The 12,830-nt window shown below is 65.7% G+C and carries 10 protein-coding genes; 8 read left to right on the forward strand and 2 right to left on the reverse strand.

Going from position 1 to position 12,830, the window contains the following annotated elements:
• Window positions 1-77: 77 nt before the first annotated feature.
• Together AC1Q7Q_RS08050 and pdxR are read right to left on the reverse strand one after the other, a co-directional pair.
• Window positions 78-1,109 carry an alpha/beta fold hydrolase gene (locus tag AC1Q7Q_RS08050; protein ID WP_492375342.1) on the reverse strand — a complete coding sequence of 344 codons (1,032 nt, stop codon included), beginning with the start codon at window positions 1,107-1,109 and terminating at the stop codon, window positions 78-80.
• Between the two features lie 56 nt (window positions 1,110-1,165).
• Window positions 1,166-2,764, reverse strand: a complete 1,599-nt coding sequence (pdxR, locus tag AC1Q7Q_RS08055; RefSeq protein ID WP_492375343.1) for a MocR-like pyridoxine biosynthesis transcription factor PdxR — start codon at window positions 2,762-2,764, stop codon at window positions 1,166-1,168.
• Between the two features lie 177 nt (window positions 2,765-2,941).
• On the opposite strand from pdxR, the gene AC1Q7Q_RS08060 reads away from it, so the two are divergent.
• The 8 genes from AC1Q7Q_RS08060 to AC1Q7Q_RS08095 all read left to right on the forward strand — a co-directional run bounded on the left by AC1Q7Q_RS08060 (window position 2,942) and on the right by AC1Q7Q_RS08095 (window position 12,815).
• Window positions 2,942-4,318 carry an ArgE/DapE family deacylase gene (locus AC1Q7Q_RS08060; RefSeq protein WP_492375344.1) on the forward strand — a complete coding sequence of 459 codons (1,377 nt, stop codon included), beginning with the start codon at window positions 2,942-2,944 and terminating at the stop codon, window positions 4,316-4,318.
• 119 nt (window positions 4,319-4,437) lie between these two features.
• Window positions 4,438-6,000: an ABC transporter substrate-binding protein gene (locus AC1Q7Q_RS08065; RefSeq protein ID WP_492375359.1), complete on the forward strand. Its 1,563-nt coding sequence runs from the start codon at window positions 4,438-4,440 to the stop codon at window positions 5,998-6,000.
• 109 nt (window positions 6,001-6,109) lie between these two features.
• Window positions 6,110-7,114 (forward strand): ABC transporter permease, encoded by a 1,005-nt coding sequence (locus tag AC1Q7Q_RS08070; protein WP_492375345.1) that lies wholly within the window; start codon window positions 6,110-6,112, stop codon window positions 7,112-7,114.
• Window positions 7,111-7,950 (forward strand): ABC transporter permease, encoded by an 840-nt coding sequence (locus AC1Q7Q_RS08075; RefSeq protein ID WP_492375346.1) that lies wholly within the window; start codon window positions 7,111-7,113, stop codon window positions 7,948-7,950. Before AC1Q7Q_RS08070 ends, AC1Q7Q_RS08075 begins: the two co-directional genes overlap by 4 nt.
• Before the next feature lie 19 nt (window positions 7,951-7,969).
• Window positions 7,970-9,607: an ABC transporter ATP-binding protein gene (locus AC1Q7Q_RS08080; protein WP_492375347.1), complete on the forward strand. Its 1,638-nt coding sequence runs from the start codon at window positions 7,970-7,972 to the stop codon at window positions 9,605-9,607.
• 52 nt (window positions 9,608-9,659) lie between these two features.
• Window positions 9,660-10,922 carry a 4-aminobutyrate--2-oxoglutarate transaminase gene (locus AC1Q7Q_RS08085; protein WP_492375348.1) on the forward strand — a complete coding sequence of 421 codons (1,263 nt, stop codon included), beginning with the start codon at window positions 9,660-9,662 and terminating at the stop codon, window positions 10,920-10,922.
• A 68-nt stretch (window positions 10,923-10,990) separates the two neighbouring features.
• A complete protein-coding gene (locus tag AC1Q7Q_RS08090) occupies window positions 10,991-12,457 on the forward strand; it encodes an NAD-dependent succinate-semialdehyde dehydrogenase (RefSeq protein ID WP_492375349.1) in 1,467 nt (488 codons plus the stop codon).
• 40 nt (window positions 12,458-12,497) lie between these two features.
• The gene (locus AC1Q7Q_RS08095) at window positions 12,498-12,815 is read left to right on the forward strand and encodes a cupin domain-containing protein (protein ID WP_253928501.1); all 318 of its coding nucleotides are present in this window, start codon (window positions 12,498-12,500) and stop codon (window positions 12,813-12,815) included.
• Window positions 12,816-12,830: the final 15 nt, after the last annotated feature.

Raw genomic sequence — 12,830 nt, forward strand, 5'->3', positions numbered from 1 at the left:
TTAATGCTATGGGAGGATGGGCACAGCGTTAAGGGCCAATCGGGCCGGTGACGATGGCACCATCGCCGCAATGGGGCTCATTGCGCCATGAACGCCGAGATCGCCTGGGCCAGGAAGGCGCGATCGGCCGGGATGCTGTGCGGGTTCCCGGCTCGGTGCCCGTAGTCCGAGGGAATCGGCCGCAGCGTGGCAGTGCGGGCTCCGGTGAGCTTGCCGATTTCCGCGGCGTTGTCCTGGGCCTGGAAGTAAGCATCGGTCTGGCCGGGCATCAGCAGCACGTGCGCCCGGATCGCCGCCAGCGCGCGGTCCAGGTCGCCGCCGAAGGCATCGCAGCGGCTGATATCGCCGTTTTGCCACGTCCACAGTTGCGCCAGCAGATCGTTGGCGTCACGGCGCGAAAAGTTGACGTCCCAGGTCCTCGCCAGGAAATCCTCCAGCGAGGCAAAGCCCGATTGCCGCCACAATTCGTCGCGGTAGAACGCATGCGACAGCGCCCAGCCGGCGTACACGCGGCCCATGGCGCGGTACCCCGCTCGCGGCGCCTCGGTGAAGCGGCCGTCCTTGAATGCCGCATCGGCAGTGAGCGCGGCCCTGACGCCTTCGAGGAAGACCTGGTTGAACGGGGAGCATCGCGCGCTGCCGCAGACCACGGCGATCCGCTCGACCATGTCCGCATGGCAGGCGCCCCAGTGGTAGGCCTGCATGCCGCCCATCGACCAGCCGTACACCAGAGCGATCTTCTCGATGCCGAACACCTCCTGCAGCAGCCTGCGCTGCACCGCCACGGCGTCGTGGTAGGTCACGCAGGGGTAGGCGCCCGGGGCGAACCGTGCCGCGGCATTCGACGGCGACGCCGACAGGCCGTTGCCAAACAGGTTCGGGATGATGACGAAGTAGCGTTCCGGATCCAGCACCCCGCTAGGTGCGACCAGCCATTCGGTGTCGTAGTGCTGCGCGCTGAACGAGGTCGGGTAGACGATCACGTTGTCCTTGCGGGCGTTGAGCGTGCCGAAGGTCTTGTAGGCCAGCTGCATGCCGGGGAAGGCCTGGCCGGATTGCAGCGTCACGGTGCCGGCATCGAACAGCGCGTAGTCTTTGTCGACGGTCATGTCAGCAGCTCCAGGTAGGGATGGCGGCTATTGTGCCCGCACTCGCGTCATCACACTCAAGCACCGCTCCAGGCTTCCCGGTTGATCCCCGCCACCGGCGCGCGGCGCGGCGCCTGCGTGCGTGCCAGATGCTCCAGCGCGGGTTCGATCACTTCCGCCAGCTTGTGGAAGGCCGGCGCGATCTCGTCGTCCGGCACGCAGGCATACCCCAGCAGCAAGCCCTGGTTGGTCGCCCGCGCGGGGTCCGCGAAATAGCGCGACAGCGGCCGCGTCGACAAGCCCTGGGTACGCGCCGCCATGCTGATGCCGAGGTCGTCGGCGCCCGGCGGCAGGTGGATCACCATATGCAGCCCGGCTTCATGCGTGGAGGTGGGCCAGTCCGCGCCCAGGCGCGTGGCGATGGCCTCGCGCAGCAGCCCCTGGCGTTGCGCGTAGCGCTGGCGCATGCGGCGGATATGCGTGGCGTAATGCCCCTCCTCGATAAAGTCGGCCAGCACCGCCTGCTGCACCAGCTGCCCCTCGCGGAACAGCTCCGACAGCCCGGTTGCGAAATGCGGCGCCAGCGGCTTGGGCAGCACCATGAAGCCCATGCGCAGGCCGGGGAACAGCGTCTTGGAAAACGTGCCCATGTAGATCACGCGGTCATGGTCATCCAGCCCCTGCAGCGAGGCAAGCGGGCGGCCCTCGAAGCGGAATTCGCTGTCGTAGTCGTCCTCCACGATCCACGCGCCGCGCTGGCGCGCGTATTCCAGCAGCATGCGCCGGCGCGACAAGCTCATCACCATGCCCAGCGGGTATTGGTGTGACGGCGTGGCAAAGATAAAACGCGGCGGGTTCTGCAGCGTGGCCGCATCCGGGGCAAGGCCTTCGCTATCCACCGGCACGGGGATGGTTTCGATGCCGGCGCTGTTGAGCAGGCTGCGCGTGCCCCAGTAGCCGGGGTCTTCCATCCAGGCCTTGTCGCCGACATCGCCCAGCAGCCGCGCGATGAGGTCGATGGCCTGGTGGATGCCGGTGGTCAGGATGATCTGCTCCGGCTCGCAGCGCACCGAGCGCACCAGCCGCAGGTGCTCGGCCAGCACGCGGCGCAGCGGCAGGTAGCCACCGTTGTGCGCATACGTCAGTAGCTCGGGCTTGGGGGCGCGCCAGTGCTTGTTCAGCAACCGTGCCCAGACCGCGTGCGGAAACAACGAAACGTCGGGTACGCCGGAGACGAACGCACCCCATTGGCGATCCGACGCACCGGAATGCGACACCAGATGTTGCCCCCGCCGCGAAAGCGTGAAGCGATTCGGATTTTGCTGCGCCGCGAGCACCGGCATGGTGCCACTTTGCGCCCTAACGTTGTGCAATGCACTATGGTCGGGAAAACTCTGCGACACGAAGGTGCCACTTCCGCTGGCCGCGGTGACATAGCCCTCTGCCAGCAGCTGCTCAAATGCGTAAAGCACGGTATTGCGGGAAACCCCTATCTCCTTCGCAAGCAGGCGCGACGCAGGCAGCTTGCTACCCGCAACCAAAGACCCAGCAAGGATTTCCTGCCGAATGATCTCGTAGAGCTGGCGGTTCATATGCGCGCCGTTTTTGTCCGCCGCACCGTCCGCGGGCCGCTCCAGACGCTGCAGCAGCAGCTCCGACAAAATCGTCTCTTTCAAAGTGGCCCCGCGCGAAAAGAAAAATATGGATCTATGTATGGTACCAATGATCGGCTAAGTTTCGACACATCTTGTTTCGATCGTCGTTTTTCTCAACGACGTTTTGCCAATCAGGCCGATTCGATCCTCTCCGGGCACGTTCCAAGCGCGCGCACCGGACAGCCAGTGGAGCCACTTATGCAACGTCCCACCGCTATGCCCTCTACGTCCTCTACGTCCTCTACGTCCTCTACGCCCTCTATCCCCGCCACCCCCGCGCTTTCCACCGATGCCATCGCCGCCGCCGTGCGCGCGCTCGAGCCGTACATGGTGCGTACGTTGTCGGAATTCGTGGCGGCACCCAGCCCCTCCGGGCAGGAACAGCCGGCCGTGGCGTTCATGGAGGGCGCGCTGCGCGAGCTGGGCCTGGAGCCGGAGCGCATCTACCTGCGCAGCGAGACGTTGAAGGATCTGCCGCTGTTCTCGCCGCCATGCTGTCCGGACGGCGGACGCTATAACCTGCTGGCTACGCATCGCCCGGCGACGAAGGGCGGCCGCTCCGTGCTGTTCAACGGCCACCTGGACGTGGTCCCCACCGGCCCGGAGTCGATGTGGCGCCAGTCGCCGTATGCGCCGTTTGTCGAGGACGGCTGGCTGTTCGGCCGCGGCGCGGGCGACATGAAGGCCGGCATCATCTGCACGCTCGCCGCCTATAAGGCGCTGAAAGATCTCGGCGTGCAGCCCGCCGGCGCGGTCGGCTTCAATGCCGTGCTCGAAGAAGAGAACACCGGCAACGGCGCGCTGGCGACCGTGGCCGCGCTCGCCAGCGCGGTGGGCGCCGGCAAGCTGGCCTCGTTCGACACCGTGGTGATTCCCGAACCGCTGGGCGAGAGCCTGATGAGCGCGCAGATGGGCGTGTTCTGGATGTTCGTCGAACTCACCGGCCGCCCGGCGCATGCCGCCTACATGACCACCGGCGTGAACCCGGTGGAGGCCGGCATCGAGGTGATGGCCGACCTGCGCAAGCTCGAGGCCGAATGGAACCTGCCGGAAAACCGCCCCGCCGTGTACCGCGACCACGCGCACCCGATCAACTTCAACCTCGGCCAGATCCAGGGCGGCGAATGGAACTCGTCGGTGCCCTGCACCTGCACGCTCGGCATTCGCATCGGCTTCTACCCGACCATGAGCGTGACCGATGCCAAGGCGCGCGTCGAAGCCTGCGTGCGCGGCACGCTGGAGCGCCTGGCCAGCAACCTCACGCTCGATCTGCGCTACGAAGGCTTCCACGCCCCGGGCTGCGAGTTCGATCTCGATGTGCCCAGCATGCAGGCGCTTGGCGAAGCCCACCGCAAGGTCAATGGCGAAGAGGTGCGGCGCGAAGCCACCACCGCTACCACCGACGCGCGGCATTTCCGCCTGATGCTGGAAACGCCGGTGACCTGCTACGGCCCGCAGGCCCGCAACATCCATGGCATCGACGAGTCGGTTTCCATCCAGAGCATGGTGCGCGTTGCCACCACGCTTGCACAGTTCATGCACGACTGGTGCGGCGTAGAGCCGGTCAGCGCTTGAAGTCCACGCAGAAAATCGTCTTCGCGTATTCGCAGATCACGATCACCACCACAGGAAACTGACCGATGAAACACCTCACCCAACACCTGAAAAAGAGCTTTGGTAAAAGCCTGGTGTCGATGGCGCTGGCAACCGCCGGCCTGGCCCTGGCACCGGCACTGTTGCCCGCGGGCAACGCGGTTGCGCAGACCGTTGGCGGCACCTTGTCCGGCATCGTGCAACCCGAGCCGCCGATCCTGATCAGCGCGATGAACTCGCAGGCGCCCACGCAATATGTCGCCGGCAAGATCTACCAGGGCCTGCTCACCTACGGCCCCGACCTCAAGCCGCGCCCGGAGCTGGCCAAGTCGTGGAAGATCTCGCCTGATGGCCTGACCTACACGTTCGAGCTGCAGAGTGGCGTGAAGTGGCATGACGGCAAGCCCTTCACTTCCGCCGACGTGGTGTTCTCGATCGACAAGATGCTGCGCGAAGTGCATGTTCGTACGCGCGCCGTGCTGAACAAGTACATGGAATCGATCCGCGCCGTGAACGACGGCACGGTCGAGATCAAACTCAAGGAAGCGTTCCCGCCGTTTATCTCGATGTTCGAGACCGGCACCATGCCGATGATGCCCAAGCACATCTACGACGGCACGGACTACCGCAACAACCCGGCCAACCAGAAGCCTGTCGGCACCGGCCCCTTCATGTTCAAGGAATGGAAGAAGGGCGCCTATATCAAGCTGGCCAAGAACCCCAACTACTGGAAGAAGGGCAAGCCCTACCTGGATGAACTGGTGTTCTACGTGATCCCGGACTCGGCCTCGCGCGCGGTGGCCTTCGAGAAGGGCGACGTGCAGGTGCTGCGCGGCGGCGACGTGGACAACGTGGACGTGAAGCGCCTGCGCGCGTTGCCCAATGTGGAATACACCACCAAGGGCTGGGAGCTGTTCTCGCCGATGTCGAACCTGTTGATGAACATGCGCAAGCCGCCGTTCAACAACGTCAAGGTACGCGAGGCGGTGATGCACGCGCTCAACCGCAAGATGATCGTGGACAACATCTTCTTCGGCATGGGCAAGCCGGCGGTCAGCCCGTTCGCCTCCGCCACGCTGTTCTTCGACAAGACCACACCCGTCTATGACTTCAACCTGAAGAAGGCGCGCGAGCTGATCAAGGAATCCGGCGTCAACGTGGGCCAGTACCCGGTCAAGATCCTGTCGTCATCCTATGGCGCCAACTGGGACCGGCTTGACGAGTACATGAAGCAGATGCTGGAACAGCTTGGCTTCAAGGTCAGCATCGAGTCCGCCGATGCCGGTACCTGGTCCGCCCGCGTCAGCAACTGGGACTTCGACCTGACCGCCACCTACACCTACCAGTACGGGGATCCGGCGCTGGGCGTGGAGCGGCTCTACGTGACCAAGAACATCGTCAAGGGCACGCCGTTCGCCAATGTGCAGGGATACAGCAATCCGCAGGCCGATGAACTCTGGGCCAAGGCCAGCGTCACCATGGACCCGGCCGAGCGTCAGAAGCTCTACAGCCAGGTGCAGAAGATCCTGATGACGGAAGTGGCCGCGGGCAACCTGTTCGAGCTGGAGTTCCCCACGCTGTACCGCAAGAACGTCAAGAACCTCGTGACCACTGCCATCGGCCTGAACGAGTCGTTCGACAACGTTTCCATCGAGAAGAACTGAGTACGCCAGAGTACGCCAGAGTACGCCAGAGTACGCCGCTACCCAGGTAACAAGTCGCCAGTCAGTTCACGCGCCGGGCCATCCGCCCGGCGCGCGCGTGGAGCATGTCGTGAATTTCCTCTCTTTCCTGCTATCCCGACTGTGGAAGGCCCTCGTGGTCGTCCTCGGCGTGGTCGTCATCAATTTCTTCCTGATCCGCATGGCGCCTGGCGACCCCGCCACCGTGCTGGCGGGCGAGGCCGGCGCGGGCGATGCCGCCTTCGTTGGCCAGTTGCGTCAGCAGTTCGGGCTGGACCAGCCGGTGCTCACGCAGCTTGGCATCTATCTCAAAGGCGTGGCCAAGCTCGATCTTGGCTACTCGTATCGCAATCACCTGCCGGTGCTCGACCTGATCCTGGACCGGCTGCCCGCCACCATCGTGCTGATGAGCGGTGCCTTTGTCTTTTCCCTCGTGCTTGGCGTGTTTCTCGGCGTGATCTCGGCGCGCACGCGCTATGAGAACAAGCGGCGCTGGATCGACAGCGCGGTGATGTCCGCGGCGCTGCTGTTGTACGCCACGCCGCTGTTCTGGCTCTCGCTGATGGCCATCATCCTGTTCTCGGTGGTGCTGGGCTGGCTGCCGGCGTTTGGCATGGAAACCATCGGCGCAGGCTATACCGGCCTGGCGCGCATCCAGGATGTGGCGCTGCACATGATCCTGCCTACCATCTCGCTCGGCTGCTTCTTCATGGCGGTGTACGTGCGCCTGACCCGCGCCTCGATGCTGGAAGTCATGGGCATGGACTTCGTCAAGACCGCGCGCGCCAAGGGCGTGCCCGCTGGCCGCGTGATCCGCGTGCACGTGCTGCGCAACGCGCTGCTGCCGGTCATCACCTTTGCCGGCATCCAGCTCGGCCAGATGGCAGGCGGCGCGGTGCTGACCGAAACCGTGTTCTCCTGGCCGGGCATTGGCCGGCTGATGTTCGACGCCCTGCTGCAACGTGACTACCAGCTGCTGCTTGGCATCTTCTTCGTCACCTCGGCGCTGGTTGTGTTCTTCAACCTGGTGACCGATATCGTCTACCGCTTCATCGACCCCCGCATCTCGGTGGGCGGCAAGGGAGCCACGGCATGAAAGCCTTCGCACAACGTTATTGCCGCAACTACGGCGCCGTGATCGGCCTGATCGTGCTGATGCTGGTGGTCGCCGTGGCGCTGCTGGCGCCGGTGCTGTACGAGGAGTCGCCCTGGCTGATGGTGGGCGATCCGCTGGTGCGTCCGTTTGCCGACGCGGCGTTTCCCTTTGGCACCGACATGCTCGGGCGCGACATCACCGCTGGCATGCTGTACGGCGCGCGCGTCTCGCTGCTGGTGGGCGTGATCTCCACCGGCGTGGCGCTGGTGTTCGGCATCCTGATCGGGTCGGTGGCCGGCTATTGCGGCGGACGCATCGACGACGCGCTGATGCGCTTTACCGAGTTCTTCCAGACCATCCCGCAGCTGGCGATGGCGGTGGTGATCGTGGCGATCTTCAATCCCACCATCTACTCCATCGTCGCCGCCATCTCGGTGGTGTCCTGGCCGCCGGTGGCGCGCCTGGTGCGCGGCGAGTTCCTTACGCTCAAGCAGCGCGAGTTCGTGCAGGCTGCGGTGGTGATCGGGCAGAAGCCGCTGCGTATCATCCTCACGCAGATCCTGCCCAACGCCATGTCGCCCATCATCGTGTCGGCCTCCTTCATGGTGGCCACGGCAATCCTGACGGAGTCCGCGTTGTCCTTCCTGGGCCTGGGCGACCGCAACATGATGAGCTGGGGCTTCATGATCGGCGCGGCCCGCACCATGATCCGCGAGGCCTGGTGGATGAGCGTGTGGCCCGGCGTGGCCATCCTGCTGACGGTGCTGTCCATCAATCTGATCGGCGAAGGCCTGAACGACGCCATGAACCCGCAACTGCGCCGCCGTGGCGAGTAACGACAAGGAAGACGCCACCATGCAAGCACAAGACAAGCTACCGCTGCTATCCGTGCGCGACCTCACCATTGCGCTGCCTACGGGCGGTGACCGTGCGCACGCGGTGAAGGACGTCAGCTATGACCTGCACGCCGGCGAGATTCTCTGCATCGTCGGAGAATCCGGCTCGGGCAAGTCGATGAGCGCCAACGCCATCATGGGCCTGCTGCCGCCGTACCTGAAGCCGCAGGGCGGCCAGATCCTGTTCCAGGGCAAGGACTTGCTCACGCAGGATGAGCAGACCTTGCTGTCCATGCGCGGCAAGGCCATGGCCATGGTGTTCCAGGAGCCGCTGTCGGCGCTTAACCCCGTGATGACGGTGGGCGACCAGATTGCCGAGGTCATGCGCGTGCACGACGCCTACCCCGGCGAGGCGAGGACAAAGCGCGTGCTGGAACTGCTGGAGTTCGTCGGCCTGCCCGATCCGGCCACGCTGATCCACAGCTATCCGTTCCGCCTGTCGGGCGGGCAGCGCCAGCGCGTGGTGATCGCCATGGCGCTCGCGCTGGAGCCGGCGCTGCTGATCGCCGACGAGCCGACCACTGCCCTGGACGTGACCACGCAGGCCCAGATCCTGGCGCTGATCAAACGCATCCAGGCCGACAAGGGCATGGGCGTGATGTTCGTCACGCACGATTTTGGCGTGGTGGCGGAAATCGCCGACCGCGTGGCGGTGATGGAGCGGGGCGTGCTGGTGGAGGTAGGCCCGGTGCAGCAGGTGCTCAACCATCCGCAGCATCCCTATACGCGGCGGCTGATTGGCGCGGTGCCGCACGGGCGCGCCAAGGCGCGCGACCAGCAGGCGGCCGAGACCGTGCTGGAAGTGCGCGACCTGCGCAAGACGTATTCCTCCGGCGGCGGCCTGTTCAGCAAGAAGCGCGTGGTCAACGCCGTGGACGGGGTGAGCTTCAGCGTGCGGCGCGGGCAGACGCTCGGCATCGTTGGCGAATCCGGCTCGGGCAAGTCCACCATCGGCAAATGCCTGCTGAAGCTGACCGACATCGACGGCGGCGAGCTGCTGTTCGACGGCCAGGACATCGCCCGGCTGACGGAGCGCCAGTTCCGCCCGCTGCGCAGCGATGTGCAGATGATCTTCCAGGATCCGTTCGCCTCGCTGAACCCGCGCCATACGGTGGGCCGCATCATCACCGATGGGCCTGTCGCCAATGGCGTGCCGCTGGCGCAGGCGCAGGCGCGCGCTCGCGAGCTGCTGCAGCTGGTGGGCCTGGAGCCTTCCGCGTTCGACCGCTATCCCAACCAGTTCTCCGGGGGGCAGCGCCAGCGCATCGGCATTGCGCGCGCGCTAGCGCTGGATCCCAAGTTGCTGGTGGCGGACGAGTCCGTCTCCGCGCTGGATGTCTCGGTGCAGGCGCAGGTATTGCAACTGCTGGCCGACCTGCAGAAGCGCCTGAACATCGGCCTGATCTTTATCACCCACGACCTGCGCGTGGCCGCGCAGATCTGCCACCACGTGATCGTGATGCACAAAGGCCGCGTGGTGGAGTCCGGCCCGCCAGACCAGATCTTCGACGCGCCGCAGCATGCCTACACGCAGCGGCTGATTGCCGCGATTCCCGGCAAGGAGTGGGACCCGGCCCTGATCCGCGCCGCGGCCTGAACTCAACAGCACAACCCCGACAGCACAACCGATATCAAAGATGGAGCAACAGATGAAGAATGCCGAACTGGTTCGCCGCAAGGATGCCGCTACGCCCCGTGGCGTTGGCGTGATGTGCAACTTCTACGCCGAGCGTGCCGAGAATTCGGAGATCTGGGATGTGGAAGGCAAGCGCTATATCGACTTCGCCGCCGGCATCGCCGTGCTCAACACCGGCCACCGCCACCCGCGCCTGGTCGAAGCCATACAACGCCAGCTTGAGCGCTTCACGCACACCGCCTACCAGATCGTGCCGTATGCCAGCTATATCGAGCTGGCCGAGCGGATCAACCAGCGCGCGCCAGGCCGCAGCGCCAAGAAGACGGCGTTCTTCACCACCGGCGCCGAGGCGGTGGAGAACGCCATCAAGATCGCCCGCGCCGCGACCGGCCGCCCGGGCGTGATCGCCTTCTCCGGCGGCTTCCACGGCCGCACCATGATGGGCATGGCGCTGACCGGCAAGGTGGTGCCGTACAAGGTGGGCTTTGGCCCGTTCCCCGGCGAGGTCTTCCACGCGCCGTACCCGTGCGCGCTGCATGGCGTGTCGGTGGAGGACGCGCTCAAGGCGATGGAGCACTTGTTCAAGGCCGACGTGGATCCCAAGCGCGTGGCCGCCATCATCTTCGAGCCGGTGCAGGGCGAGGGTGGCTTCAACGTGGCGCCGCCGGCCTTCGTCAAGGCGCTGCGCGCGATCTGCGACGAGCACGGCATCCTGCTGGTCGCCGATGAAGTGCAGACCGGCTTCGGCCGTACCGGCAAGCTCTTTGCCATGGAGCACTACGACGTGGCGCCTGATCTCACCACCATGGCCAAGAGCCTGGCCGGCGGCATGCCGCTGTCGGCGGTGTGTGGCCGCGCGGAGGTGATGGACGCCCCCGCGCCCGGCGGCCTGGGCGGCACCTATGCCGGTAATCCGCTGGCCGTGGCCTCGGCGCTGGCGGTGCTGGACGTGCTGGAAGGCGAGCAGTTGATCCCGCGTGGCGCGGCACTTGGCCAGCGCCTGGTAGAGCGGCTGGAAACCCTGAAGGCGCGCGTGCCGCAGATCGCCGAGATCCGTGGCCTGGGCGCGATGGTGGCGGTGGAATTCCGCCGCGCCGACGGCGCGCCGGATGCGGAGTTCACGCGCGAGGTGCAGAACCGCGCGCTGGAGCAAGGCTTGCTGCTGCTGTCCTGCGGCGTGTACGGCAATGTGATCCGCTTCCTGTTCCCGCTGACGATTTCCGACGCGGTGATGAACGAAGGGCTGGATATCCTGGCCGATGTGCTGACGCGCTGAGCCACGAATTCATCCAAGAAGCCATCCACCAAGCCATCCACGAACAGACAAAGAGAGTCAGAACGATCATGCAACTCAAAGACCCCACCCTGCTGCGCTCGCAAGCCTTTATCGGCGGCCAATGGCAGAACGCCGACAGCGGCGCCACCTTCCCCGTGACCAACCCCGCCGACGGTTCGCTGATCGGCACCGTCCCGCTGATGGGCGCGGCGGAAGCCACCCGCGCCATCGAGGCGGCCCGCGTGGCGCAGGCCGCATGGCGCCGCAAGACGGCCCGCGAGCGTGCCCAGGTGCTGCGTGCCTGGTACGACCTGATGCTGGCCAATGCCGACGACCTGGCCGTGCTGATGACCACCGAGCAAGGCAAGCCACTGGCCGAGGCGCGCGGGGAAGCCGTCTACGCCGCCTCCTTCCTGGAATGGTTCGCCGAGCAAGCCAAGCGCGTCCACGGCGACGTGCTGGCCACGCCCGCGTCCGACAAGCGCCTGCTGGTGGTCAAGGAACCGGTTGGCGTGTGCGCGGCCATCACGCCGTGGAATTTCCCGCTGGCCATGATCACCCGCAAGGCCGGCCCGGCGCTGGCGGCGGGTTGCGCCATGGTGCTCAAGCCGGCGGAAGACACACCGCTGTCGGCGCTCGCGCTGGCGCTGCTGGCAGAACGCGCTGGCCTGCCCGCCGGCCTGCTGAGCGTGGTGACGGGCGACGCCGCCAGCTCGATCGAGATCGGCGGCGAGCTGACCGGCAGCCCGGTGGTGCGCAAGCTCAGCTTTACCGGCTCCACGGAAGTCGGCCGCATCCTGATGCGCCAGTCGGCGCCCACCATCAAGAAGCTGTCGCTGGAACTCGGCGGCAACGCACCCTTCATCGTGTTCGACGACGCGGACCTGGACGCTGCCGTGGAAGGCGCCATGGCGTCCAAGTACCGCAACGCAGGCCAGACCTGCGTCTGCGCCAACCGCCTCTACGTGCATGACAAGGTGTACGACGCCTTCGCCGAAAAGCTGGTTGCCGCGGTGAACAAGCTCAAGGTCGGCCACGGCCTGGAGCCTGGCGTACTGCAAGGCCCGCTGATCAATGAAGACGCGGTCGCCAAGGTGGAGCAGCACATTGCCGATGCCCTGGGCAAAGGCGCGCGCGTGCTCACGGGCGGCAAGCGCCACAGCCTGGGCGGCACCTTCTTCGAGCCCACCGTGCTGGCCGGCGTCACGCCGGACATGGTGGTGGCGAAGCAGGAAACCTTCGGCCCGCTCGCGCCGCTGTTCCGCTTCACCAGCGACGAGGAAGTGGTCAACATGGCCAACGATACCGAGTTCGGCCTGGCCTCCTACTTCTTCAGCCGGGACATTGGCCGTATCTGGCGCGTGGCCGAGGCGCTGGAGTACGGCATGGTGGGCATCAACACCGGCCTGATCTCCAACGAGGTGGCGCCTTTCGGTGGCGTCAAGCAATCCGGCCTGGGCCGCGAAGGCTCCTCGTACGGCATCGAGGAATACCTGGAGGTCAAGTACCTCTGCATGGGCGGCGTGGACCGCTAAGCCCTCGGCACAACACAACGCGTTTTCAGGAGAACCCACCATGAGCAGACCCCAGGCCGTACCCACCGTGCAGGTGGACAATGATCGCGTGGTCGTTACCGAGTGGCGCTTTGCGCCGGGCGCGCAGACCGGGCATCACCGCCACGGCTACGACTACGTGGTGGTGCCGATGACCACCGGCGCGCTGCGGCTGGAGACGCCGGCCGGCGAAGTCGTCAGCCAGCTCGTGGCGGGCCACGCCTACTACCGTGGCGCGGGCGTCGAGCACAACGTGATCAACGCGCACGAAGGCGAATGCGTGTTTGTGGAAATCGAGATCAAGCCAGTTGCGCCGCCTCCCGCAGCCGGGAAACCGTGAGTCTCACCAAAAAAA

This window comes from Cupriavidus sp. GW823-FHT07A04 (assembly GCF_058794615.1).

Coding starts and splice junctions, on each gene's coding strand:
- AC1Q7Q_RS08090 (WP_492375349.1), top strand. CDS start 10,991: ATGCAACTCAAAGACCCCACCCTGCTGCGCTCGCAAGCCTTTATCGGC.
- AC1Q7Q_RS08095 (WP_253928501.1), top strand. CDS start 12,498: ATGAGCAGACCCCAGGCCGTACCCACCGTGCAGGTGGACAATGATCGC.
- AC1Q7Q_RS08060 (WP_492375344.1), top strand. CDS start 2,942: ATGCAACGTCCCACCGCTATGCCCTCTACGTCCTCTACGTCCTCTACG.
- AC1Q7Q_RS08085 (WP_492375348.1), top strand. CDS start 9,660: ATGAAGAATGCCGAACTGGTTCGCCGCAAGGATGCCGCTACGCCCCGT.
- AC1Q7Q_RS08080 (WP_492375347.1), top strand. CDS start 7,970: ATGCAAGCACAAGACAAGCTACCGCTGCTATCCGTGCGCGACCTCACC.
- AC1Q7Q_RS08050 (WP_492375342.1), bottom strand. CDS start 1,109: ATGACCGTCGACAAAGACTACGCGCTGTTCGATGCCGGCACCGTGACG.
- AC1Q7Q_RS08065 (WP_492375359.1), top strand. CDS start 4,438: ATGGCGCTGGCAACCGCCGGCCTGGCCCTGGCACCGGCACTGTTGCCC.
- AC1Q7Q_RS08075 (WP_492375346.1), top strand. CDS start 7,111: ATGAAAGCCTTCGCACAACGTTATTGCCGCAACTACGGCGCCGTGATC.